22 protein-coding genes and 1 tRNA gene are annotated in these 19574 nt (G+C 57.2%); 13 read left to right on the top strand and 10 right to left on the bottom strand.

All coding sequences use genetic code 11. From position 1 onward, the window contains the following. Positions 1 to 36: 36 nt before the first annotated feature. The 6 genes from GOW56_RS01650 to GOW56_RS01625 all read right to left on the bottom strand — a co-directional run bounded on the left by GOW56_RS01650 (position 37) and on the right by GOW56_RS01625 (position 4028). The gene (locus tag GOW56_RS01650; RefSeq protein ID WP_152457964.1) at positions 37 to 573 is read right to left on the bottom strand and encodes a GNAT family N-acetyltransferase; all 537 of its coding nucleotides are present in this window, start codon (positions 571 to 573) and stop codon (positions 37 to 39) included. Next, positions 570 to 1178 (bottom strand): LysE family translocator, encoded by a 609-nt coding sequence (locus GOW56_RS01645; RefSeq protein WP_152457963.1) that lies wholly within the window; start codon positions 1176 to 1178, stop codon positions 570 to 572. The genes GOW56_RS01650 and GOW56_RS01645 overlap by 4 nt, the downstream gene beginning before the upstream one ends. Before the next feature lie 95 nt (positions 1179 to 1273). Beyond that, entirely contained in the window at positions 1274 to 1543 is a 270-nt protein-coding gene (gene rpmA, locus GOW56_RS01640) for a 50S ribosomal protein L27 (RefSeq protein ID WP_039535512.1), read from the bottom strand. An 11-nt stretch (positions 1544 to 1554) separates the two neighbouring features. Beyond that, positions 1555 to 2166: a 50S ribosomal protein L21 gene (locus tag GOW56_RS01635; RefSeq protein ID WP_152457962.1), complete on the bottom strand. Its 612-nt coding sequence runs from the start codon at positions 2164 to 2166 to the stop codon at positions 1555 to 1557. A 219-nt stretch (positions 2167 to 2385) separates the two neighbouring features. Beyond that, a complete protein-coding gene (locus GOW56_RS01630) occupies positions 2386 to 3186 on the bottom strand; it encodes a DUF2059 domain-containing protein (protein ID WP_171168193.1) in 801 nt (266 codons plus the stop codon). Further along, positions 3186 to 4028: a DUF2059 domain-containing protein gene (locus GOW56_RS01625; RefSeq protein ID WP_171168195.1), complete on the bottom strand. Its 843-nt coding sequence runs from the start codon at positions 4026 to 4028 to the stop codon at positions 3186 to 3188. Before GOW56_RS01625 ends, GOW56_RS01630 begins: the two co-directional genes overlap by 1 nt. A 123-nt stretch (positions 4029 to 4151) precedes the next feature. Here GOW56_RS01625 and GOW56_RS01620 point away from each other — a divergent pair. The 9 genes from GOW56_RS01620 (at position 4152) to GOW56_RS01580 (ending at position 12916) form a co-directional block, all read left to right on the top strand. Further along, positions 4152 to 4241 (top strand) — tRNA-Ser (locus GOW56_RS01620). A gap of 260 nt (positions 4242 to 4501) precedes the next feature. Beyond that, the gene (locus tag GOW56_RS01615; RefSeq protein ID WP_171204751.1) at positions 4502 to 5026 is read left to right on the top strand and encodes a hypothetical protein; all 525 of its coding nucleotides are present in this window, start codon (positions 4502 to 4504) and stop codon (positions 5024 to 5026) included. A gap of 200 nt (positions 5027 to 5226) precedes the next feature. Next, complete coding sequence (locus tag GOW56_RS01610) at positions 5227 to 6255, top strand: alcohol dehydrogenase catalytic domain-containing protein (RefSeq protein ID WP_171204750.1); 1029 nt, start codon at positions 5227 to 5229, stop codon at positions 6253 to 6255. Between the two features lie 75 nt (positions 6256 to 6330). Continuing rightward, positions 6331 to 7206 carry a branched-chain amino acid ABC transporter permease gene (locus tag GOW56_RS01605; protein WP_170344324.1) on the top strand — a complete coding sequence of 292 codons (876 nt, stop codon included), beginning with the start codon at positions 6331 to 6333 and terminating at the stop codon, positions 7204 to 7206. Positions 7207 to 7209: 3 nt separating this feature from the next. Then, complete coding sequence (locus GOW56_RS01600; RefSeq protein ID WP_171204749.1) at positions 7210 to 8307, top strand: branched-chain amino acid ABC transporter permease; 1098 nt, start codon at positions 7210 to 7212, stop codon at positions 8305 to 8307. Next, a complete protein-coding gene (locus GOW56_RS01595; RefSeq protein ID WP_171204748.1) occupies positions 8304 to 9068 on the top strand; it encodes an ABC transporter ATP-binding protein in 765 nt (254 codons plus the stop codon). Before GOW56_RS01600 ends, GOW56_RS01595 begins: the two co-directional genes overlap by 4 nt. Beyond that, positions 9065 to 9838: an ABC transporter ATP-binding protein gene (locus GOW56_RS01590; RefSeq protein WP_171204747.1), complete on the top strand. Its 774-nt coding sequence runs from the start codon at positions 9065 to 9067 to the stop codon at positions 9836 to 9838. Before GOW56_RS01595 ends, GOW56_RS01590 begins: the two co-directional genes overlap by 4 nt. Before the next feature lie 5 nt (positions 9839 to 9843). Then, positions 9844 to 11730: a long-chain fatty acid--CoA ligase gene (locus tag GOW56_RS01585; protein ID WP_171204746.1), complete on the top strand. Its 1887-nt coding sequence runs from the start codon at positions 9844 to 9846 to the stop codon at positions 11728 to 11730. Between the two features lie 25 nt (positions 11731 to 11755). Then, positions 11756 to 12916 (top strand): ABC transporter substrate-binding protein, encoded by a 1161-nt coding sequence (locus tag GOW56_RS01580; RefSeq protein ID WP_152457952.1) that lies wholly within the window; start codon positions 11756 to 11758, stop codon positions 12914 to 12916. A 392-nt stretch (positions 12917 to 13308) separates the two neighbouring features. Here GOW56_RS01580 and rpsI read toward each other — a convergent pair whose 3' ends face one another. Then, positions 13309 to 13794, bottom strand: coding sequence for a 30S ribosomal protein S9 (gene rpsI, locus GOW56_RS01575; RefSeq protein ID WP_171204745.1), 486 nt, complete (start codon positions 13792 to 13794; stop codon positions 13309 to 13311). A gap of 6 nt (positions 13795 to 13800) precedes the next feature. Continuing rightward, a complete protein-coding gene (gene rplM, locus GOW56_RS01570; protein WP_039536983.1) occupies positions 13801 to 14259 on the bottom strand; it encodes a 50S ribosomal protein L13 in 459 nt (152 codons plus the stop codon). A gap of 243 nt (positions 14260 to 14502) precedes the next feature. Here rplM and GOW56_RS01565 point away from each other — a divergent pair, with 243 nt between their 5' ends. Beyond that, positions 14503 to 14868, top strand: coding sequence for a nuclear transport factor 2 family protein (locus GOW56_RS01565; protein ID WP_171204744.1), 366 nt, complete (start codon positions 14503 to 14505; stop codon positions 14866 to 14868). Between the two features lie 3 nt (positions 14869 to 14871). Here the strand turns inward: GOW56_RS01565 and GOW56_RS01560 are convergent, their stop codons facing one another. Beyond that, entirely contained in the window at positions 14872 to 16275 is a 1404-nt protein-coding gene (locus GOW56_RS01560) for a PLP-dependent aminotransferase family protein (protein WP_171204743.1), read from the bottom strand. A gap of 99 nt (positions 16276 to 16374) precedes the next feature. On the opposite strand from GOW56_RS01560, the gene GOW56_RS01555 reads away from it, so the two are divergent. Then, complete coding sequence (locus GOW56_RS01555) at positions 16375 to 16602, top strand: DUF1127 domain-containing protein (protein ID WP_171204742.1); 228 nt, start codon at positions 16375 to 16377, stop codon at positions 16600 to 16602. A 61-nt stretch (positions 16603 to 16663) separates the two neighbouring features. On the opposite strand, the gene GOW56_RS01550 is transcribed toward GOW56_RS01555, so the two are convergent. After that, positions 16664 to 17107, bottom strand: a complete 444-nt coding sequence (locus GOW56_RS01550) for a PaaI family thioesterase (protein WP_171204741.1) — start codon at positions 17105 to 17107, stop codon at positions 16664 to 16666. Positions 17108 to 17165: 58 nt separating this feature from the next. Between GOW56_RS01550 and GOW56_RS01545 the strand changes: the two genes are divergently transcribed. Together GOW56_RS01545 and trmFO are read left to right on the top strand one after the other, a co-directional pair. Then, entirely contained in the window at positions 17166 to 17951 is a 786-nt protein-coding gene (locus tag GOW56_RS01545) for an enoyl-CoA hydratase (protein ID WP_171204740.1), read from the top strand. A gap of 253 nt (positions 17952 to 18204) precedes the next feature. Continuing rightward, positions 18205 to 19545, top strand: coding sequence for a methylenetetrahydrofolate--tRNA-(uracil(54)-C(5))-methyltransferase (FADH(2)-oxidizing) TrmFO (gene trmFO / locus GOW56_RS01540; RefSeq protein WP_171204739.1), 1341 nt, complete (start codon positions 18205 to 18207; stop codon positions 19543 to 19545). Positions 19546 to 19574 lie beyond the last annotated feature (29 nt).

Below are 19574 nucleotides of genomic sequence, written 5' to 3'. Positions count from 1 at the left end.
TCTGTCCCCTACTGCAAAGGCCCCATCGGCCACAAGTCAGAGTTTTTTACTGTATGTCCAGGTGGGCACATTCGCATCACGCGCCACCGAATAGCTTTCTGCATCGCCAAGATACTGGAACCCGCAATGAGTCAGGACCCGGGCCGAGGCCGGATTGTCCTGAAACACGCTGGCAAACATCGTCGCGTTTTTCAGCGGGTTGGCATTTACCAGTGCTTCGACAGCCATCGACGCAATGCCGGTGTTCCAGTAGATCGGCGCCACCCAATAGCCCACTTCGGACTGGTTCCGATCCAGCCGCTTAAGCGTGATCAGACCAATCAGTTCCGGACCGCCGTCCTTGGTGGCATCCATGACCCAGACGTCCTCGTCCCGGTCCTCGGCCATTGAGCGCGTCACAAAGGCCTCGGTCGAGCCGGGGGCCAAAGGATGCGCGATACTCGTCGTCATGCGCGCCACACGCTCATCACCGGCATAGTGCTCGATCAGCCCCATATCCGACCGACGCAGAGGGCGCAGATCGAACCGCTCGGTTTCTATGACCGGCTGATTTATTATTGTTTCAAGTTTCATGGGTGTGTTCCTCCTCCGAACAACACGAAAAGTACGGACGCAACCGTAAGGCCTGCCAACGTCCACATCAGATATTTTTCAACGGGTCGTCCTTCAACCGCATGGGCAATTCTATCGCCCGCAAAAGTCCAGATCGGATGAAGGATCACCTGGCAAAACAACAAACACAGAGCAATCGTAACCGTCGCTTCGAAACTGGGGGTGCCCGCAGCCACGAACCCGGTGAACCCGGCAATGATCATGGCCCAGGCCTTGGGGTTGAGCGGATGAACAATCAGCCCGGCCAGAAAGCCGGGGGCGTTCCCTTCAGCCTGTTGTCGCGACAAACGCGTGTTGGCGATCTTCCACGCCAGCCAAAAAATATAGGCCGCTGACGCGTATTTAAGCACCGTAAACACCGCGGGTGCCTGATCCGCGAGATGCAGCAATCCAAAGCCGACCGGCCAAATGATCAACTGCTTCCCAAGGATAACACCCCCGACAAAAGGCAACGCGGCGCGAAATCCAAAACGCGCACCAGTACCCAGCAGGACCATGTTGGCCGGTCCCGGCGTGCCGACCTGGCTGGCGGCAAAGATCAGGAAACTGGTGGTTGCAACTGTCATCGGTTTGTTTGATCACGACTGCGTTAAAACGAAAAAGGGACCGGCACTTTGTGCCGGTCCCCCATGAATTTTTCTTAAACCTTCTGGGTTTCGGCTTACTCTGCGGCCTCCGCCACTGGCAGGACCGAAATGAAGGTGCGGTTTTTGAGCCCCTTGTGGAACTTCACGGCGCCATCAGTAGTTGCAAAGATGGTGTGATCCTTGCCCATGCCTACGCCTTCGCCCGGCCAGAACTTGGTGCCGCGCTGACGCACGATGATGTTGCCTGCGATGGCGGCCTGACCACCATACAGTTTCACGCCAAGGCGACGACCCGCTGAGTCGCGGCCGTTACGGGAGGAACCGCCAGCTTTTTTATGTGCCATTCTCTCTCTCCTTAGCCTTTGGCCAGCTCTTTGGCCTGCTCAACCCATTCGGGTTTCACTTTGACCGTTTCGATAGCAGCAATCTGCTCGTCCGACAAGGCGGCCAGAGCGGCAAAGCTCTCGATTCCGGCTTCGGCAAGCTTCTTGGCAGCGGCAGGGCCGACGCCGTTCAGCTTGGTCAGATCGTCCGCAGCAGCAGCGGCAGGTGCCTCTGCCTTGGCTTCGGCTTTCTTGGCAGGCTTTGCAGCAGGTGCCGCTTCGCCAGCCGGAGCCGAACCGGTTGCAGCCTTGATGCCCGACTTGTCAGCGCCCGACGACAGGATGTCGGTGATCTTGACCAGTGTCAGCTTCTGACGGTGGCCAACGGTACGCTTCGAGCTGTGCTTACGACGACGCTTGACGAACTTGATGACCTTGTCACCTTTGATCTGTTCGATAACTTCGGCCTGAACGCCTGCGCCTTCGATGAACGGTGCGCCAACAACCGGAGCGTCGCCACCCAGCATCAGAACATCGTTGAATTGAACTTTTTCACCTGCGTCGGCAGCCAACTTTTCAACGCGGAGGATATCACCCGCCTGAACCTTGTACTGCTTGCCGCCAGTCTTGAGGACCGCAAACATGCGTCTTTCCTTTGTCTAACCGCGTTCTGTGGTCCCCTTTCGGGAGTTTCCGGCTCCAAGACACTTGAAAGCCACCTCGAACAGCGCGCCCTTTTCGGGCTGTGTGAATGACCATCAGGACATCCCAAGGGTCAAATAATAACGATACCCGGCACGGAAAACCGGCCGGGATGCGCGCTTATCCATAGATCGCCGGGAAAAGTCAACACCAAAGCGTCGTCAGAGATCAGACGCCCTGAGTGTCTGTGCGACCGCCCGCCCCAACCGGAAAGAGATATCGTTGAACATCCGGTCAAAGCCGTCGAAAAGCGCCTCGTTCAGGGCGCGCCCGGTTTCGGTTCTGGAGAACGCAATATTCTCACGCATCTGGGTCTCGTCCAACGGCCGATAGGCCATCAGAAGAAAGGAATAAAGCCACGCCTCGGTTTCCGCTGCGCGGCTTTCTTTCTGTGACAGAAGTTCGGCCAGCAATTCCTGATCGTCGCCTTGCGCGTCGACATCAAGACCCTGAAAGAAGCTGTAGTCGGAACTCAGCGCCCCATGAACGTTCTTTTCGACAAGGTCATTTGCCTGGATGTACTCATCGACCAACTCGAAACGAGTCGAGTCGCGCTCAACGGACTCATAAGCTTCGCGGGCCATGTCCTCAATGGCCGGGTCCGACATCGCCTGACGGGCCGAGTTTTCCAGCGACACGATCGTCTGACCAAGATCGCTTTCGAAAAACAGGATCGCCTGATCAAGCTGCGCAACGGACAGACCCGCCTCAAAGGCATCCGTCAGGAATTTCTGCATCCAGACCGGATCGTAAATATCTTTGACCTGCGCTTCAAAATACGCGCCGCCGGTATTGTCCAACAGCGTTTCGTCAAGTTCCTCGCGGTGCCCTTGACCTTCCTGTACGAGAATTTCCATCACATGCGAAAGATGCATGGCCTGCGCCAGCCGGTCGACCCTTTGATCGGCCAGCAATTGAGCGCCCCACAGAACAAACGCAATCGCCAGAAAAACGCGGTGCATCAAATATCCTGCGCGGGGTGCAGTTCGGCCATTCGGGCCGCAAGTACTTCGAACCGCATGGCCATGATTTCGTATTGGATCGCGTTCAGCAGTTCATACACTTCCTGCATCAGGGGTTGTTCCAGCGCCTCGACATACGAGTCGACATCCGCATCGGAAAAGTCCTGATAGGTATACGCTGCCCCCGCAAGGCTGGACAGTTGCAGCGACTGGCGCATACCGGCTTCGTTCCGCTTCATCAGCGCACGCAATTCATCCGCATCAAGTTGCAGGTCAATGACACCTGATGCGCTGGCTGCCAGAAGAAAACGCACCTGAATTTCTTGCAGGGCCCGCACTGCGGTACCGGTCGAATCGATCGCCTTGTTCATACGTTTGAAACTTTCGACCCGTTGCGATCCGTCCTTGATCAGGTCTGCAATGATTTTTTGGCCTTCCAGCTGCTTGGCCTCATCGTCCTCGAGCATATGCGAGGCGTTTTCGGCCTCAACCAGGCGCTGACCCAGATCCGATGCATAAAAGTCAACCGCGTGTGTCAGGGCCTCATCACTCAGGGTTTGTTCGAGGATGGAAACCGCGGTCTCGTGCATGGCGCCGACGTCAAAGACTTCGTCTGCCAGACGCGTCCAGTCCGAACCGAAGCCATCGGGATCAATCCCCAGCATCTGGGGGGCAGACCTCGAGCTCAGCGCGATGCTTTCCAGGGCAACGTCAAACCCGGTCGTGGTCAGAAAGGCCTCTATCCGATCACGGCTGGCGGCGGAAAGTTCCAACGGGATCAGAACAAGCGCAAAGAGCGGGGCCAGAAACCAAAAGGCGGAGCGGCGTACAAACTGTATCATGGATATCAGACTAGGAGTTTTGCGCTGGCAGGCAACGGAAAATCCCGGGTTTCTTCAATTCCCGAATTTTCTGCTTGCACCCCTGCCCGTTCCTCACTAAATCCCCCCCTCACAGACCCCCGCGGAGAGGTGCCGGAGTGGTCGAACGGGGCGGTCTCGAAAACCGTTGTGGGTGCAAGCCCACCCAGGGTTCGAATCCCTGTCTCTCCGCCACTATCCCAATGCAGGCTCAATGCTGCCTTTTGGCCCACAAGAAGCGCCCGAAAATTGGTTGCGTCTGCGGGTCATTCCCGGCGGATCGCCGCCAAAACAGGGCGCGACATCTTTGTGCCGGCGTGTTCTTGCCGCGTTTCAAAGGACAATGAGCATAGCCCGGCTTATACTCTATTCTGCTGAGAATTATCGGGAATTCCCCTTTGTACCTGAGTTATTTTTGGCGCATTCCGGCGACACAATTTCCAAAGGAGACACACATGTCGCGTACTCTTATTCTTGCCATCGTCATCGCCGCAATTGGCGCCGGCGGATACTATTACCTGAATCAACCCGAACCCACACCCGCCGAGCGTTTGGAAACCGCGGCAGAAGAAGCCGCCGAAGCGGTGACAGACGCAGCTTCATCTGTACAGGACGCTGCCTCTGACGCTGTCGATGCAGCGACCGAACAAGCCGCCGAAGCAGCGTCGTCGCTGACGGACCAAGCTACAGAAGCGGCGTCATCGGTGGCGGATCAGGCCTCTGATGCGGCTCAGGAGGCCAGCGATCAGGTGGCCGCGCTGGCCGGTCAAGGGCAGGAGTTGCTGAACTCATGGATTCAGGAAGGCAAGCTGGACCCGACCAACTTCGACTATGATGGCATTATGACATCCCTTCAGGACAGCACTCTGGCCACCGATCTGAAAGATCAGGCGATCAAGATTGTGAATGATATCAAGGATTCGCCTGAAACGATTGTTCAGAAAATTCAGGAACTGACCAACCTGCTGACCCAACAGTAAAGTGTTGAAGGCCGATCCACGGGTCGGCCTTTGCCCTGGGGCGCATCTGCGCTGCCCCTACGTTACGGTGTCGTTGAATTGACCTCCTGCGCGGCTTTTGATTGGCTGTGCCTGACAAAAAGCCCGCGCCCTGCCCGACTGGTCTGAGGCTTTTCGGACAAGGGGCGCGCTTTGATTCAGCCAAATTCGAGGATCAACCGATGACCGACCTGCCACAGACTATGTTCGCCGCAATCCTTAAGCATAACGGGTATTCCGGTACGGCCACCGGACCGGCCATTGAAAACGCCGCCGACTGGTTGGAAGGAGCCGAAGTTCCCAAGCCGGAACCCGGCCCGGGCCAGGTGCTGATCCGTTTGCGCGCGGCTTCGGTCAATCCGTCCGATCTGCATTTCATCAAAGGTGAATACGGACAGCCAAGGGTCAAGGGATCCCCCGCCGGATTTGAAGGATGCGGAGACGTCGTGGCCGCAGGAAAGGGCGCCGAGGCCCTGCAAGGGCAACGCGTCGCGTTCGTCGCCGCGGGATCGGGGGCCTGGGCGGAGTATGTCGTCACGCAGATGCAGATGTGCATCCCTCTGCGCCCTGATATCTCGGACGATGACGGGGCCGCCCAGATCGTCAATCCAATGACGGCGATGGCCATGCTGGATATGGCCAAGGCCGACGGCGATGCCTTTGTCGTATCAGCCGCGACCAGCCAGTTGGGCAAGCTGATGTGCAGCCTTGGTCGGGATCTGGGTTTGAAGCCGATCGCTTTGGTGCGTCGGGCCGAGACCGCAGAGATGTTGAAAGACCTTGGCGCTGCCGAAGTGCTTGTGACAACCGACGAAGACATTGTCGCAAAGTTTGCGGATCTGAGCGCGCAGCTGAAACCGCGCGTGTTTCTGGATGCCGTGACGGACCAATTGTCCGAACAATTGTTCTGCGCCATGCCCAACCGGGCGCGCTGGATCAGTTATGGCAAGTTGTCTACCGAGGCGCCGACGCTGACTCAGACAGGCCAGTTGATTTTCATGGGAAAGCGGATCGAAGGGTTCTGGCTGACAAGCTGGATGATGTCGACTCCGCCCGCCGATCAGATGCGTGTCGTGGCCGAGGTTCAGGCCCGGTTTGCCGACGGGCGCTGGAAAACGGATGTTTCTGAACACCTTACACTCAGAAATCTTGTGCCAAACCTGGCTGATGCGCTGAAAAAGAGTGACGGCAAGGTGATAATAACGCCATAGTAGAACAAACCCGCGTCACCGCAGGATACGCGCGGGCAGAACGCGACACCGGCAAACCGGTCGAGGGAGGACAGTTTGGATAACGCACAGCTGCTGATCAGCGGACTGGCAAACGGGTGTGTCTATGGCCTGATCGCGCTTGGCTTTGTTCTGATCTACAAGGCGACCGAAGCGGTAAATTTCGCGCAGGGCGATTTCATGATGCTGGGGGCCTTTGTCACCATCGGCCTGACCAACACCGAGTACATGGGTCTGCCGTTCTGGCTGGCCCTGCCGATATCACTGGGGATCATGGGGGCATTGGGGTATCTTCTGGATCGCCTGATCATCCGTCGCCTGTTTGGCGAAAGTCAGACCGCCGTTGTTATCCTGACCATCGCCCTGGGCTTTGTGATCCGTTTCGTGGCCGGATTGATCTGGGGGCACGAACCGCAAACACTGCAAAACCCGCTGGCGGGGAAAGATCTGCGCTTTGGCGGCCTTGTGCTGGGGCTGGAGGATGTCGCCGTGATCGTCGTGACCATCCTGCTGACATGGGGCCTTTACGTCTTTTTCAAACGCTCCAAACTTGGGCTGGCGATGCAGGGGGCGTCGCAGAACCAGCTGGCAGCGTATTACATGGGCGTACCTGTCAAGCGGGTTCAGGGGTTCATCTGGGCGCTGGCCGGTGTCGTTGCGGGGATTGCGGGCATTCTGTTCGCCGCCAAGGGCGCGGTGGATCCGACAACCGGATTGCTGGGCATCAAGGCATTTGCCGCCGCCGTTATCGGAGGATTCGGAAGCCTGCCCGGTGCGTTGGCCGGTGGACTTATCGTCGGCGTGATCGAACCTTTTGCCAGCCGCTATATCGCGGCGGGTTACAGCCAGATCGCGCCATACGCCCTGCTGCTTGCCGTGCTGATCTTTCGCCCCAACGGGTTGTTCAGTCAGGTTCGGGTCAAAAAGGTCTGAGCCATGCGGATCGTCTTCAAAACCGACTACATGCAGGATATCCATCCATGGAAAGACCGCTATCAGCTTGTCCTGTATCTGATCCTGCTGACGGTTGTTGCCGCAGCCCCCTTGTGGCTTGACGAGTTCTATCTGGGTGAACTGACCAACGTCCTGATCTGGGCCATTGCCGGGTTGGGCCTGATGATCCTGACCGGGCATACAGGGCAAGTCAGTCTGGGCCACGCGGCCTTTCTGGCCTTTGGCTGCTATGCCAACGTTGCCCTGATCGAAGCAGGGGTGCCCTTTCTTCTCGCCTTTCCACTGGCCGGCATCCTGACGGGGATCGCGGGCGTGACCGTTGCGATCCCTGCCCTGCGCCTGCATGGCATCTATCTGGCCATCTTCACCATGGCTCTTTCGATCCTGATGGACGACATCATCGTTCTGTCCGAACCCATCACCGGCGGCGTTGCAGGCAAATATGTCGGCGGGGTCGCAATCTTCGGCCATCTGGTGGACCGCTGGGGAACGCCCGATCAGTTTTTCTGGCTGGTCCTGACCGTCGCCGTTCTGGTCACACTGGGATATATCAACCTGCTGCGCGCGCCTTTGGGCCGCAGCTTTATCGCTGTGCGCGACTCTGAGGTTTCGGCCCAGGCGATGGGAATCGATATCGCACGGACAAAGATGATCTCTTTCGCCTTGTCCTGCGCGGTGACGGGCTGGGCCGGGGCACTGATGGGGTTGTTCGCCGGAGCGTTCAACAACGAAACCTTCAGTGTTCTGATCTCGATCCAATTGTTGATGATGATCGTGATCGGTGGGCTTGGGTCGATCCACGGCGCGTTTCTGGGCGCGATCGTGATCGGGTTCCTGCCGCAGTTTCTGTCGATCTCAAAGGAATATGCCGGCGCTCTGTTCGGTGGCAGTACGGTGGCCATTCCGGGATTGGAGTTCGGCATCTTCGGCATGATCCTGATCGCCTTCATCCTGTTCGAACCCATGGGCATCTATGGCCGCTGGCTGAAAATCTGCACCTGGTTCGAGCTGTTCCCCTTCTATCGAAAGGACATGTTCAAACGGCAGAAATCCTATCTCAAGACGGAGCGTCTGAGATGAGCTTGCTGGAGTTCGAAAATGTCACCCTCAAGTTCGGCGGCCTGACGGCGGTGGATGACCTGTCATTCGACGTTCGGGAAGGTGAAGTCTTTGCCATCGTCGGCCCAAACGGTGCGGGCAAGTCCACTGTTTTCAACCTGATTTCCCGGTTCTACGATCCCGTTGACGGGGCGATCCGGTTTGACGGTCATGATCTGCTTCGGGTCAAACCGTCCGGCGTCGCCGCCTATGGCGTGGCGCGCACCTTTCAGAATATCGAACTGTTCGAACACGCCACCGTTCTGCAAAACCTGCTGGTCGGGCGGCACCGCCACCGCAGGACAAACCTGATTTCCGAGATTCTGTTCACCCCGTCCGCAAAGCAACAGGAACTGGAAAACCGCGAGAAAGTGGAACGGATCATCGATTTTCTCGACCTGCAAGCCTATCGCGACAAGATGATATCGGGGCTGCCCTACGGCGTGCGCAAAGTGGTCGAAGTTGCACGGGCTTTGGCAACTGACCCAAAACTCTTGCTGCTGGATGAGCCGGCCTCGGGGTTGTCCGTGGAAGAAACAACGGACATGCGTTGGTGGATCGATGATATCCGACGGCAGATGGGCATCACCGTTTTGATGGTAGAACATGACATGGGCCTGGTCTCGGGCGTGTCAGACCGGGTTCTGGCCATGGCAGACGGCGCAAAACTGGCGCTTGGGACCCCGGCCGAAGTTCAATCGCACCCGGCAGTGATCGAAGCCTATCTTGGGAAGGCTTCATGAGCGCGCCAATCCTGAAAATCCGAAATGTCGAAAGCTTTTATGGCCCGATCATGGCCATTCGCGGTGTTTCGCTGGACGTTCACGAAGGTGCGATTGTTTCGATCCTTGGCGCAAACGGTGCCGGCAAGACGACGTTGATGAAAACCGTCTCGGGGGTGATGGACCCGGAAAAAGGCACGATCACCTTTGATGGAGACGACATTCAAGGGGCCGAGCCGCATACCGTCGTCCAGCGCGGGATCGTGCATGTACCCGAAGGGCGCGAGGTGTTTCCTCTGCTCACCGTCGATGAAAACCTGAGCCTCGGCGCGTATACCCGAACGGACAAAGTGCAGATCGACCAGGATCGCGAGCTTGTTTTCAGTTACTTTCCCGTTCTGAAAGATCGTCACACGCAAGAGGCCGGCACCCTTTCGGGCGGGCAGCAACAAATGCTGGCAATCGGACGTGGGCTGATGGCCCGTCCCCGCATCATGCTGCTGGATGAGCCGTCGCTGGGTCTGTCACCGCTTTTGGTGCAGGAAATATTCGCCATTCTGAAACGTCTGAACGAAGAACAGCATATGACGATGCTGCTGGTCGAACAGAACGCCAATGCGGCGTTGCGGCTGGCGCATCATGGATACGTGATGGAGGTAGGCCGCATCGTCATGGACGGCGCTGCGGATACGTTGCTGAAATCCGAAGACATCCAGAACTTCTATCTTGGCGTGCAGGAAGAAGGCGCACGCGAAAGCCGCCGTTGGAAACGCAAGAAGACGTGGAGGTAAGCAAGATGGATGCCACGCCCCTCGCCTCGCAGGTCAAGATCAACGGCGTTGAACTGAATGCAACCCCCGGACAACGCCCGTTGCGCGTGGATGGGTGCACCACCATCAGCATGCTGTTTCAACAACGTTGCGCGGAACTGGGGGATCGTACAGCCCATCGCGAAAAGGATTTGGGCATCTGGAAGTCATATTCCTGGGCCGACTACTGGCAGCACGCCAAGTGGATCGGGCTTGCCCTGCGCAAGCTGGGCCTGGAACGCGGCGACGTTGTTTCGATCCTGTCCGAGGACCGCAAGGAATGGATGTGGTTCGATATGGGTATTCAGTGCGTCGGGGGTATTTCTTCTGGCGTCTACACGACGGATTCGGCCAATCAACTGCAATATCTGGTCAACAACAGTGGCAGCAAGTTCCTCATCGTCGAGGACGAAGAGCATCTGGACAAGTTTCTGGAAGTCGAAAATCAAATTCCGGATCTGATCAAGGTGATCATTCTGGAAGACGAAGGCTTGCACGACCTGACCCATCCGCGCTGCATGATGATCGACGATCTTTACGCTTTGGGCCAGCAGGCCGAACAGGAAGATCCGGGACGGTTCGAAGCCGAAATCGCATTGGCCAAACCTCAGGATACAGCCTTGCTGGTTTATACATCCGGCACCACCGGCCAGCCCAAGGGTGCGATGTTAAGCCATGAAAACATCCTGGCCGGCATCGAGGCCGGTGCCTGGTCATTGCCGACGCAGTCCAGTGACGAACAACTGTGTTTCCTGCCCCTCTGCCATATCCTGGAACGCGACGTATCGGTCTATTTCCCACTGGCCGCCCGCTGCACCGTGAATTTCGCGGAAAGCCCCGAGACGGTCTTTGCAAATCTGCAAGAGGTCTCGCCTTCGACCTTCACGGCAGTGCCGAGAGTTTGGGAAAAGATCTATGCGCATGTGCAAATCCTGGCGCAGGATGCAACGCCGTTGGGTCGAATGGCATACGGTCTTGCCCTGAAGGCCGGCGCACGGCGGGCCGAGTACGTGAGTTCGGGAAAACTCGTTCCCGCCGCCATCGCGGCCCGGTTCTGGTTTTGGGATCAGTTGGTTCTGAAGAATCTGCGCCGGATGCTCGGTTTGGACAAACTGCGCCGGGGTGGCACGGGTGCTGCGCCTATCTCGGCGGATTTGTTGAAATGGTACTGGGCCATCGGTGTGCCGATCGTCGAGGGCTTCGGCATGACCGAAACGTCCGGCCTTGCCACACTCAACACTGTGGAAAGCAACAAGATCGGAACCATCGGCAAGGTCGTCCCGGGGTGCGACATCCGCATCTCGGACGAAGGTGAAATTCAGCTCAAGGGCATGAACATCTTTCAGGGCTATTGGCGCAACAACGCAAAGACGGCGGAAAGCTTTACCGCCGATGGCTGGCTGCGCACCGGCGATATGGGACGTATCGACAAGGACGGGTACGTTACCATCACCGGCAGGTTGAAAGACATCATCATCACCGCCGGCGGCAAGAACATCAACCCGGCCGAAATCGAAAGCCGGCTGAAGTTCAGCCATTACATCTCGGACGCGGTGATCATCGGCGACCGGCGCAAATACCTCACGGCGCTGATCATGATCGATCAAGAAAATGTCGAAAAATATGCGCAGGACCAGAAAATCCCTTTCTCGAACTTTGCCTCGCTTTGCGCCGCGGCTGAAGTCAAGGAACTGATCGGCGCCGAAGTGGCCGCGGTGAACAAGGAATTCGCACGGGTCGAGCAGATCAAGGATTTTCGCTTGATCGACGTTCTGCTGACCGCCGAGGATGACGAGCTTACCGCCACGATGAAGCTGAAACGCGGCCTGGTCGAAAAGAAACACGGACATCTGATTGAAGACATGTACACTTAGCCAAAGATTTTTCGGGAGGAGAAAGATGAAGAAGTCATTCAAATGGCTGGCCGCCGCCACGGCGTTGACCGCCTCGGCAAGCATCGGTTGGGCTCAGACGCAGGGCGTGACGGATGATGAGATTGTCATCGGGTCCGTCAACGACCTGAGCGGCATCTTTGCCGCGGTGGGTGTCCCGGCGACCAAAGGTGCCAACGTGGTATTCGACCGGGTGAACGAAGCCGGTGGCATACACGGGCGCAAAATCCGCTATGTGGTCGAGGACAACGGATACCAGATGCCGCGTGCGATGCAGGGCTACAACAAACTGCTGAACCGCGACAAGGTGTTCGCCATGCTGCAATCGCTTGGCACGCCGATGAACATGGCTGGGTTCAAGTTGTTGGATCCCAAGGGCATTCCCAACGTGGCACCTCTGACCGCTGCGCGTCAGATGTTGCAAGAGCCGATGCGAAACAAGTTCACGTCTTTCTCGACCTACTATGATCAGGCGCGTGTCGGTGTGAAATATCTGGCCGGCGAATTTGGATCAAAGACGGTTTGCACCATGTATCTGCCAACAGATTTCGGTGAGGAAATTCTTGAAGGCAGCAAGGCCGGCGCCGAAGAAGCCGGGATCGCTTTTGGATCTGAAACGACCCACAAGCCGGATGAGACAGATTTTGTCGGGTCGCTCAGCAAGCTAAAGGAAGAGGGCTGCGATATCGTCACCATGGCGCTTGGCGTGCGGCAGGCGATCACCGTAGTAGGCACGGCCAAGAAGATGGGTCTGACGGACATGAAGTTCCTCGGGACTTCGGCCAGTTTCCTGACTGTCGTGGCGCAGGTTCCCGGTGGGGTGACTGACGGGTTCTATGCAGCAGCTTCGTGGCAGGATCTTTGGGCGCGTGCGGACCAACCTGCCCCAGCGGCATTTATCGAAGAATACAAGGCCGCAACAGGCGAAGATCCGGTTGGATTTGCCATGTTGGGCTATTCCGCTGCGGAAATGATGGTCAAGGCGCTTGAAGCCGCGGGCCCTGACCTGACGCATGACAGCTTTATCGAAGCGATGGAGTCACTGGACTATCAGGATGACCTGGTCGGCAACCACATTACTTATGGCCCGGATGATCACCAGGGGGCGGATACGGTTTTCGTCAATGTCGTTGAAAACGGCGCGTGGAAACTGGTTTACGAAGAATAAAGCACCGCTTCTACTAAAAAATGGGGCTAGTTTTTGCCCCCTTTTTTATCCAGATAATTTTTTGAGCTGTTACCATCTGTTCCCCTTGCGTTCTCATCGGGAAGGGTCATATTGATACTTACGTAACTAGTAGAGTAGAAAATATGAGTAAAAATTATCGCAGTTCAAAAACCGGGCAGTTTGTAACGCCAAAATATGCGAAATCTCACCCGACGACTACGATAGGTGAAAATCGTGGAGGTGGCGAAACCGGCAGATCTAGAAGTGCAAGAACCGGGCAATTCGTAACAACTGGCTACGCCAAGAAGCATCCATCGACTACAGTTACTGAGGACAAATAGCAAAAGGGCTCGCAATTGCGAGCCCTTTCTTTGTTGGGTTTTCCCGGCGAATTAACGCTTGGAGAACTGGAACGAACGGCGGGCTTTGCGCTTACCGAATTTCTTACGTTCCACAACGCGGCTGTCGCGGGTCAGGAAGCCAGCGGCTTTCAGGGCGCCGCGCAGGTTGGGATCGTACAGTTGCAGCGCTTTCGAGATGCCGTGCTTGACCGCACCGGCCTGACCGGTCAGGCCACCACCTTTGACGGTGGCGACAACGTCGAACTCGCCTTCGACACCAGCAACCTGGAACGGCTGGCGCAGGATCAGTTGCAGAACGGGGCGTGCAAAATAGACGTCCTGATCCTTGCCGTTCACGGTGACCTTGCCGGAACCCGGCTTGATCCAAACGCGGGCAACAGCGTCTTTACGCTTGCCGGTGGCATAGGAACGGCCCAGCTCGTCACGTACGGGTTCACGCACGATGACTTCCTCGGCCACGGTTTCAACGCCTGAGACGGCGCTCAGCTCTTCGAGAGTATTGATCTGATCAGCCATCGGTCATTAGCTCCGGGTGTTTTTCTTGTTCATGGACTTGACGTCCAGAACTTCGGGCGCTTGCGCCTCGTGGGGATGCTCGGCACCGGCGTAAACGCGCAGGTTGGTCATCTGCTGACGCGCCAGACGGTTGCCCGGCAGCATGCGCTTGACCGCCTGGGTCACGACGCGTTCGGGGTGTGCACCTTCCAGGATCTGCTGCTTGGTGCGCGACTTGATGCCGCCCGGGTGGCCAGTGTGCCAGTAGAAGTTTTCTTCGCGCTTCTTGCCGGTCATCTGGATCTTGTCAGCGTTGATCACGATGACGTTGTCGCCCATGTCCATGTTCGGGGTGAACGACGCTTTGTGCTTGCCACGCAGGCGCATGGCGACGATCGAGGCAAGACGGCCCAGAACAACGCCCTCGGCGTCGATCAGGATCCATTTCTTGTCGATGTCTGCAGGTGTTGCAGAAAAGGTTTTCATGGCAGGATAGTCCTGTTTGATGTGAAAGACCGCCCCAAGCGAGGCGGCCCGAATTCGATGGATGCGTATCTAGACACCCATGACCGCCACGTCAAGCGACCAAACGCCATTTAAAACGTTTCAAAACAATGGCTTGTTAAATAGGTATTATTTTACCCCACGCTTTCAGCACCGAGATCGCCCCAATTTCGACACTCTGATACACTCGGTTGGAATTGATCATGCCCAACCACGGAGGGTCGAATGCAGGAATTGATGCGCACGATTGAAAACTATGGCGCGGCCTGGCAGGAAAAGTCGGCCGAAAAACGGCTTGCGCTTCTGACCCAGTGCTTTGTGGAAAACGGTCGGTACGTGGATCCGACAGCCGATGTTTCAGGCCGTGAGCGGTTGAGTACACATATCGGCGAAGTCCTTTTGAATTCGAATGGGCGTGTCGAAATCACCAGCAGCCCTGTGTCGCACCATGATGTCGTTCACTTCACGTGGCATATGGTGGCCCCCGACGGCGCAATCATGGTGTCCGGGCATGATTTCATTCGATTGGACGAGGACGGAAAAATTGCCCATCTGGCCGGTTTCTTTGGCGACCCGCCCCCGCTGACCTGAATGCTAAACGCTGATCTGTTCAGGCGGATTGTCCAGCAAAGCGCGCAACCTCAGCATTGCGTCCTCGAACCGTTCCAACGAAACATGGCCATTCATTGCGATGCGCACTGCGTTTGGAGCACGCCCGTCGCGCAGGGCGAACTCATCCGCTGATCTGAGTTGAATGCCTTCCCGCTCTGCCGCGCGGCTGAACGCGGCAGAGCGCCAACCCGATGGCAGGTTCAGCCAGACAAAAGGCACATCCGGTGCCCAGTTCAGATCGAACCCACCCAGCGCATTGACGGTAATCCGAACATACTCGCCCATCCGCTTGCGCACATCCTGTGCAATCTGGCGGGTACGCGGGTCCGACAGCAGCAACCGGGTCAGTTCGGCCAGGGGTTGAGCCAGGCCAAAATACCCATATTCGGCGGATCGGCGCAGATCGACGCTGCGATCCTTTGGGGCAATGGCAAAGCCCACCCGCAAAGCCGGTGTGAGTATCTTTGAAATGGACGACACGTGCCAGCCCCGCTCGGGGGCGAGCGCGCGATAACTGGGTTCACGCGCCTCCCCCATGCGATAGCAATCGTCTTCCACGATCTGAAGGTCGAAGCGCCGGGCGACGTCCACGACCTCTTTCCTGCGTTCCAGCGGCGTGTGGATGCCGGTGGGGTTCTGAACTTCTGGCGAGACGCAAACGGCCTGAGCATTGGTTTGCCGCAAAACATGTTCCATCGACGCCGGATCGATGCCCCATTTGTCCATCTTGACGCCAATGACTTCGGCACGCATCAACTCTCCGGCCCGACGGAACCCGGCGTAAGAGAGGTCTTCAACCAACACAATCGGTTTGGGTCCGCGCAGGATGGTCTGAAACACCAGACACAATCCGTTCTGTCCGCCATGGGTCAAGACGATGTCGTCATGGGTCAGCGGGCCCAGCGGCAAATCCGACAGCCATTCCACGACTGATTGCCGCATGGGTATGTACGCGTCCCGCGTCGGGTAATTCAGAAACAGCCCGGGATCAGCTTGCGAAACCTTTTGCAGGCATTCCCGGATAAGCGCCACCTGCCCCGCATCCGGCAAGCGCGGGCTGAACAGGCTGACATTGGCGTTGTACTTGTCTTCCCTCAGATGCAGTTGCCTGGCCCAGACATCATCCAGAATCGGTGATTTCGGCGGGGCCACAAATGTACCACGTCCAACCTCGGCGTGGAGCAAGCCCTCGTCGGTCAGGATCGTATAGGCACGTGCGACCGTACCAGGTGTGATTTGCAAGCGATACGCCAGTTCGCGAACTGGCGGAAGCTTGGCGCCAACATCTAATTTCTTGTCATCAATAGCTTTTCTTATTGCATCGGCAACCAATGTGTATTTCGGACCCTTGGATTTTGGCAGGGCTTCCGGCCAAATTGTATCCATTACAATTCTTCCTTTGCCTTTGACACAATTTCGAATGTATCAAACCTATGTACCAAGAAATACTGTTTTGTGTCAATACAATTTGAAAGGAATTCCGAGATGACACGCACAATGCACACCCCCGCCCTTCTGCTGCTGAACGACAGCCCACGGCTGCCTCTGCTCGCGGCTCTGGCCGTGCGGTTTGCGGCGGCGGTCACTCAATGGGAACGCCGTCGCCGCAGTCGCGTCAATCTGAGCTATCTGGATGACCGTCTGCTTCAGGACGTCGGGCTGACCCGCCATCAGGCTGGCCGGGAAACAAACCGCTTTTTCTGGCAGCCCTGACTGATCCCCAGTCCCAATTATTGGGACCTCTTCCTTGGCCGGGGCCTGTCCCCGGCCTTTTTTATCCGAAATTCGCGGCAGCGGACCCCGCTGGCGGCAGGGAATAGGTCATCGTTGCCCGCGCAACCGGAAGATCACTGCCTTCCGAGTATAAAAGCACATCCCCAACGGCCAGTGTTTTTCCCAGTTTCAACAATCGACAGGCCGCAATCATATCGGCGCCGCCTTCCGGCTTGCGCAGGAAATCAAAAGAACTGTTGGTGGTAACAGCCAGTGACTGGCGCCCTTTCCGTGCCAGAACCATCGCATAGACACTGACATCGGCAAGCCCGAACATCGACGGGCCGGAAACCGTGCCCCCGGGGCGCAAATGTTGATCCTGAACCACAAGGCGCATGGTGATCGTATCTTCGGTCAAATCTTCAACGACGAAATCCTTGTGCACCTGCGGGAACACCTGTTTGAGGTATTGTGACAGTTCGTCCCGGTTCATTGCCAAAGCCATACTTCCCCTCCTGCTCTTGCCGACCTAGAGTTGGCCCAACTTGGGAATGGAGGGCAAGATGGCAATTCTGGAACGTTACGACACGGGCGCGGTGGCACGGCTGACACTGAACGCCCCGGACCGGCTGAACGCATTAAGTGATGAGATGCTGGCTGCACTGCAAGCCGAACTTGATTCACTGCGCGACGACAGCTCGATCCGGGCCGTGGTCCTGTCGGGGGCAGGAAAGGCGTTTTGTGCCGGGCATGATTTGAAACAGATGACGGCCGGACGCCAGTCGGAAGATGGCGGCAAGGCCTACTTTCAAGATCTCTTTTCCCGCTGCGCCCGGATGATGATGTCCATCCAATCCCTGCCGCAACCCGTTATCGCGCAAGTCCATGGCATTGCGACCGCCGCCGGATGTCAACTGGTTGCAACCTGCGATATGGCGGTGGCCGCAGAAGGAACGCGGTTTGGCGTCAACGGGGTCAATATCGGCCTGTTCTGTTCCACGCCGATGGTTGCTCTCAGCCGCAACATCCCCAGAAAGCAGGCATTTGAAATGCTGACCACCGGCGAATTCATTTCAGCAGAGCGCGCCGCCGAATTGGGGCTGGTAAATCGCGTCGTTCCTGAAGCGCTGCTGGAACAAGAAGCCAACGGGCTTGCGGAACTGGTCGCATCCAAGCTTGGCATGGCCGTGAAGATCGGCAAGGAAGCGTTCTATCAACAGCTGCAAATGCCTTTGGATCAGGCTTATGCCTATACCGGAGACGCAATGGCGCAGAATATGTTGTACCGCGATACAGAAGAAGGCATTTCCGCCTTTATTGAAAAGCGCCCCCCGAATTGGACCCAATGACGCAATTGTTTTGAACATTTTTTGCCACTGTCTTCATTTTTGCACTTTTCAAAAGGGCAACTCTGTGGCAAAGCTGGGTCGAGGCCAAGGCCTCAAGACACTTTTGGGTCGCCGTGGGCGGAAGGTCCCTCCAGCTGGTCTCTCTCACCAGCGCTGACATTCCCGCAGCGGCGACCCCAAGACCCCTCCACCAGATCAGTCGCAAAAAATACGGCAGTTGCGCCTGTCTGTGCGGTGCCCTATGTGGCTGCACATGACACAAGTTTTGCATATCGTGGGCGGTGGAATGGCCGGGTCCGAAGCGGCCTGGCAAGCCGCTGAAATGGGCGTTGACGTGATCATTCATGAAATGCGTCCCACCGTTGGCACCTTCGCACATCAGACAGGAAACCTGGCGGAAATGGTGTGTTCGAACTCATTCCGATCAGATGATGATGAACAGAACGCCGTTGGTCTGCTGCACTGGGAAATGCGGGCAGCCAATGGGTTGATCATGACCACAGCCCATGAACATCGCCTGCCGGCCGGTGGTGCGCTCGCCGTGGACCGCGATCCCTTTGCCGAAGATGTCACCGCAAAACTCCGCGCACATCCGCGTGTGACGGTAACAGACGAAGAAGTGACCACCCTTCCCGACGATGGGCAGTGGATCTTCGCGACCGGTCCGTTGACCTCACCTGCACTGGGGGAAGCCATCCGGGCGGAAACGGGATCGGACGCGCTGGCGTTCTTCGATGCGATCGCGCCCATTGTCTACGCCGACAGCATCGACATGAGCAAAGCGTGGATGCAATCCCGGTACGACAAAGGCGAGACCGAGGAAGAACGCACGGCTTACCTGAACTGCCCGATGGACCGTGATCAATACGAGGCTTTCATCGACGCCCTTCTGGCTGCGGACAAAACCGAGTTTCACGAAGGTGAGACCGCAGGCTATTTTGATGGCTGCCTTCCCATTGAAGTCATGGCCGAACGCGGGCGCGAGACACTGCGCCATGGTCCGATGAAGCCGGTTGGGCTGACAAACCCCCATGCACCTGACGTCAAACCCCATGCCGTGGTTCAGTTGCGGCGCGATAACGCGTTGGGCACATTGTTCAATATCGTGGGGTTTCAGACCAAGATGAAATACGGCGCCCAGACCGACGTGTTCCGCATGATCCCCGGCCTGGAAAACGCCAGCTTTGCCCGGCTGGGCGGCATCCACCGCAACACGTTCATCAACTCTCCCACCCTGCTCGATGCACAGATGCGCTTGAAATCCAAGCCCAACATCCGCTTTGCCGGCCAGATTACGGGCGTCGAAGGCTATGTTGAAAGCGCCGCTATGGGATTGCTTGCCGGTCGCATGGCCGCCGCGGAAATACTGGGGCGTGACTTGCCCGAAGTTCCGAAAGACAGTGCAATGGGTGCGTTGATCCATCACATTACGGGCGGGGCCGAAGCCAAGACGTTTCAGCCGATGAACGTAAACTTTGGCCTGTTCCGCCCCGTGGACGGCCTGAAAGGCGGGCGGCGCGGCCGGAAGGACCGGTACAAGGCCTATACCGATCGTGCCAAGACAGAATGGCAAACCTGGTTGGATCAATGCTGACTGGACGCGCGGCGTGATCTCGGCCTAGC

Source organism: Ruegeria sp. HKCCA0235A, assembly GCF_013033235.1.
GTDB lineage: Bacteria > Pseudomonadota > Alphaproteobacteria > Rhodobacterales > Rhodobacteraceae > Ruegeria.
This window is presented reverse-complemented; position numbering and strand designations above follow the sequence as displayed.

Excerpts from the sequence above, each read along its gene's own strand:
- GOW56_RS01650 (WP_152457964.1), bottom strand. The coding sequence starts at position 573 with ATGAAACTTGAAACAATAATAAATCAGCCGGTCATAGAAACCGAGCGG.
- GOW56_RS01645 (WP_152457963.1), bottom strand. The coding sequence starts at position 1,178 with ATGACAGTTGCAACCACCAGTTTCCTGATCTTTGCCGCCAGCCAGGTC.
- rpmA (WP_039535512.1), bottom strand. The coding sequence starts at position 1,543 with ATGGCACATAAAAAAGCTGGCGGTTCCTCCCGTAACGGCCGCGACTCA.
- GOW56_RS01635 (WP_152457962.1), bottom strand. The coding sequence starts at position 2,166 with ATGTTTGCGGTCCTCAAGACTGGCGGCAAGCAGTACAAGGTTCAGGCG.
- GOW56_RS01630 (WP_171168193.1), bottom strand. The coding sequence starts at position 3,186 with ATGCACCGCGTTTTTCTGGCGATTGCGTTTGTTCTGTGGGGCGCTCAA.
- GOW56_RS01625 (WP_171168195.1), bottom strand. The coding sequence starts at position 4,028 with ATGATACAGTTTGTACGCCGCTCCGCCTTTTGGTTTCTGGCCCCGCTC.
- GOW56_RS01615 (WP_171204751.1), top strand. The coding sequence starts at position 4,502 with ATGTCGCGTACTCTTATTCTTGCCATCGTCATCGCCGCAATTGGCGCC.
- GOW56_RS01610 (WP_171204750.1), top strand. The coding sequence starts at position 5,227 with ATGACCGACCTGCCACAGACTATGTTCGCCGCAATCCTTAAGCATAAC.
- GOW56_RS01600 (WP_171204749.1), top strand. The coding sequence starts at position 7,210 with ATGCGGATCGTCTTCAAAACCGACTACATGCAGGATATCCATCCATGG.
- GOW56_RS01595 (WP_171204748.1), top strand. The coding sequence starts at position 8,304 with ATGAGCTTGCTGGAGTTCGAAAATGTCACCCTCAAGTTCGGCGGCCTG.
- GOW56_RS01590 (WP_171204747.1), top strand. The coding sequence starts at position 9,065 with ATGAGCGCGCCAATCCTGAAAATCCGAAATGTCGAAAGCTTTTATGGC.
- GOW56_RS01585 (WP_171204746.1), top strand. The coding sequence starts at position 9,844 with ATGGATGCCACGCCCCTCGCCTCGCAGGTCAAGATCAACGGCGTTGAA.
- GOW56_RS01580 (WP_152457952.1), top strand. The coding sequence starts at position 11,756 with ATGAAGAAGTCATTCAAATGGCTGGCCGCCGCCACGGCGTTGACCGCC.
- rpsI (WP_171204745.1), bottom strand. The coding sequence starts at position 13,794 with ATGGCTGATCAGATCAATACTCTCGAAGAGCTGAGCGCCGTCTCAGGC.
- rplM (WP_039536983.1), bottom strand. The coding sequence starts at position 14,259 with ATGAAAACCTTTTCTGCAACACCTGCAGACATCGACAAGAAATGGATC.
- GOW56_RS01565 (WP_171204744.1), top strand. The coding sequence starts at position 14,503 with ATGCAGGAATTGATGCGCACGATTGAAAACTATGGCGCGGCCTGGCAG.
- GOW56_RS01560 (WP_171204743.1), bottom strand. The coding sequence starts at position 16,275 with ATGGATACAATTTGGCCGGAAGCCCTGCCAAAATCCAAGGGTCCGAAA.
- GOW56_RS01555 (WP_171204742.1), top strand. The coding sequence starts at position 16,375 with ATGACACGCACAATGCACACCCCCGCCCTTCTGCTGCTGAACGACAGC.
- GOW56_RS01550 (WP_171204741.1), bottom strand. The coding sequence starts at position 17,107 with ATGGCTTTGGCAATGAACCGGGACGAACTGTCACAATACCTCAAACAG.
- GOW56_RS01545 (WP_171204740.1), top strand. The coding sequence starts at position 17,166 with ATGGCAATTCTGGAACGTTACGACACGGGCGCGGTGGCACGGCTGACA.
- trmFO (WP_171204739.1), top strand. The coding sequence starts at position 18,205 with ATGACACAAGTTTTGCATATCGTGGGCGGTGGAATGGCCGGGTCCGAA.